1 protein-coding gene is annotated in these 2,878 nt (G+C 61.7%); it reads left to right on the forward strand.

All coding sequences use genetic code 11. The annotated features are described in order from the left end of the window. Positions 1-2,736, forward strand: a 2,736-nt coding sequence (gene mscK, locus DBR24_RS20935) for a mechanosensitive channel MscK (protein ID WP_256591702.1), incomplete at its 5' end; no start/stop codon positions are given. Positions 2,737-2,878: the final 142 nt, after the last annotated feature.

Below are 2,878 nucleotides of genomic sequence, written 5' to 3' on the forward strand. Positions count from 1 at the left end.
CTGGCCGGCAACAGCCAGTTGCAGGATCTGGGCAACAGCCAGCATGACCTGCTCTCGGAGAAATCCGACCGCCTCGACCGCGAGATTCAGGAACTGCAAACCCTGATCAACCAGAAGCGTCTGGCGCAGTCCCAGGAGACCGTTACCCAGCAGTCGATCGAAGCGCAGAAGGCCGGCGGCAGCAGCCTGCTCGCCAGCGAAAGCACGGCCAACCTCAAGCTCTCCGACTACCTGCTGAAAAGCACCGACCGTCTCAACGAAGTCACCCAGCAGAACCTGCAAACCAAACAGCAACTCGACAGCCTGACCCAGAGCGACTCGGCCCTGGATGAACAGATCAACGTGCTCAAGGGCAGTCTGCTGCTGTCGAAGATTCTCTATAAACAAAAGCAGGCCCTGCCGCGCCTCAAGGTCGATCGTGACCTGGCCGACCAGATCGCCGACATTCGCCTGTATCAGTTCGAAGTCAGCCAGCAGCGTGAACTGCTGAGCAACCCGGCGACCTACGTCGACAACCTGCTCTCCACCCAGCCGCCGGAGCAAGTCACCCCGCAACTGCGCAAGAGCCTGCTGGACCTGGCCAACACCCGCGCCGACCTGCTGGAACGGCTGAACCGCGAACTGAGCGCGGTGCTCAACGAATCAATCACCCTGCAACTCAACCAGAAGCAACTGCTGAGCACTGCCCAAAGCCTGCGCGCAACCCTCGATGAGCAGATGTTCTGGATTCCCAGCAACAAGCCGCTGGACGTGGAATGGATGCGCGGCGTGCCGGAGCGGCTCAAACGCCAGATCGACACCCTGCCGCTGGCCTCAAGCCTGAGCGAGCTGACCGACGGCCTGACCCAGCGTCCGCTGCTGTTCCTGCCGCTGGCATTGCTGATCGGCGCGCTGCTGTGGCGGCGCAAGGCGCTGTATGCGCGGTTGAACAAGGTTCACCAGGACATCGGTCACTTCAAGCGTGACAGCCAGTGGCACACCCCGCAGGCGATCCTGATCAATATTCTGCTGGCGATGCCCGTCGCCCTTGGCCTGGCCCTGTGCGGACTGGCCCTGCAGATCGACGCCCGCGGACAAAACGCCAACATGGGCGCGGCGCTGCTGCAAATGGGTCAGGCATGGCTGGTGTTCTACACCGCCTACCGGATTCTCTCGCCAGGTGGCGTGGCAGAGTTGCACTTCCGCTGGGAAAAACCCCAGGTCGAATTCCTCCAGGGCTGGATCCGTCGCCTCGGACTGGTGGTCATGGCGCTGGTGACCGTAGTCGCCGTGGCCGAACTGCAACCGGCCGCACTGGCTGACGACGTTCTCGGCATGCCGGTGGTGCTGACCTGCTACGCCCTGATGGCCTGGCTGCTCAGCCGTCTGCTGATCAGCAGCCCGGCCCACGAAAATACTTCGTTGTTCCGCAAGGCCGTGGGCGTGATGTTCACCTTGCTGCCGATCGCCCTGTTCGTCGCGGTGTGCTTCGGCTACTACTACACCGCGCTGAAACTCAGCGACCGCTTGATCAACACCCTGTACCTGCTGATGTTCTGGCTGGTGATCGAAGCCACCTTCGTCCGGGGTCTGGCGGTTGCCGCCCGACGTCTGGCCTACCAGCGCGCCCTGGCCAAACGTCAGGCGGCAAAAGAGGCCGGCGACGGCGAAGCCGTGATCGAAGAACCGACACTGGACATCGAGAAGGTCAACGAACAGTCCCTGCGCCTGATCCGTCTGGCCCTGCTCGGCGGCTTCATCGCGGCGCTGTACTGGGTCTGGTCGGACCTGATTTCGGTGTTCTCGTACCTCGACAACATCACCCTCTACGAATACACCAGCGGCACCGGCGCCAACATGAGCATGGTGCCGATCAGCATCGGCGACATGCTCGGCGCACTGATCATCATCGGCATCACCTTCGCCCTCGCGCGCAACCTGCCGGGCCTGCTGGAAGTGTTCGTGCTGTCGAAACTCAATCTGGCCCAGGGCAGTGCCTACGCGACCACGACGTTGCTGTCGTATGTGATCGCCGGCGTCGGTTTCGTCTCGACCCTGTCGACCCTCGGCGTGAGCTGGGACAAGTTGCAATGGCTGGTGGCGGCGCTGTCGGTCGGCCTCGGTTTCGGCATGCAGGAGATCTTCGCCAACTTTATCTCCGGCATCATGATCCTGTTCGAACGCCCGGTGCGGATCGGTGACACCATCACCATCGGCAACCTGTCGGGCACGGTCAGCAAGATCCGCATCCGCGCCACGACCATCACCGACTTCGACCGCAAGGACATCATTGTCCCGAACAAGACGTTCATCACCGGGCAACTGATCAACTGGTCGCTGACCGACACCATCACCCGCGTCACCCTGAAACTGGGCGTCGACTACGGCTCCGACCTGGATCTGGTCAAGGAACTGCTGCTCAAGGCTGCCCGGGAAAACCCGCGTGTGCTCAAGGAGCCCGAGCCGCACGTGTACTTCCTCAACTTCGGCGAAAGCACTCTCGATCACGAGTTGCGCATGCACGTGCGTGACCTGGGCGACCGCAACCCGGTGCTTGATGAGGTCAACCGCTTCATCAACCGCGAGTTCAAGAAGCAGCACATCAACATCTCGTTCCGCCAGATGGAGGTTTATCTGAAGAACCTTCACGGTCAGGAATACAAGATGGTGCCGATCGAGCCAGAAACGAAAACCATCGTGCCCATCGCCGACGATCAGAAACCGCTGCAAGAGCCGCCGCCGGCCAAACTCGACTAACCGGCCTATTCCCAGCAGAATGCTCGGACATTCTGCTGGAGCCGGCCCTTGAAAGCCCTCGACGAACTGACCTTCGACAATCGCTTCGCCCGCCTGGGCGACGCGTTCTCCGCCCACGTGCTGCCCGAGCCGATCGACAATC

Source organism: Pseudomonas sp. HMWF006, assembly GCF_003061205.1.
GTDB lineage: Bacteria > Pseudomonadota > Gammaproteobacteria > Pseudomonadales > Pseudomonadaceae > Aquipseudomonas > Aquipseudomonas monsensis.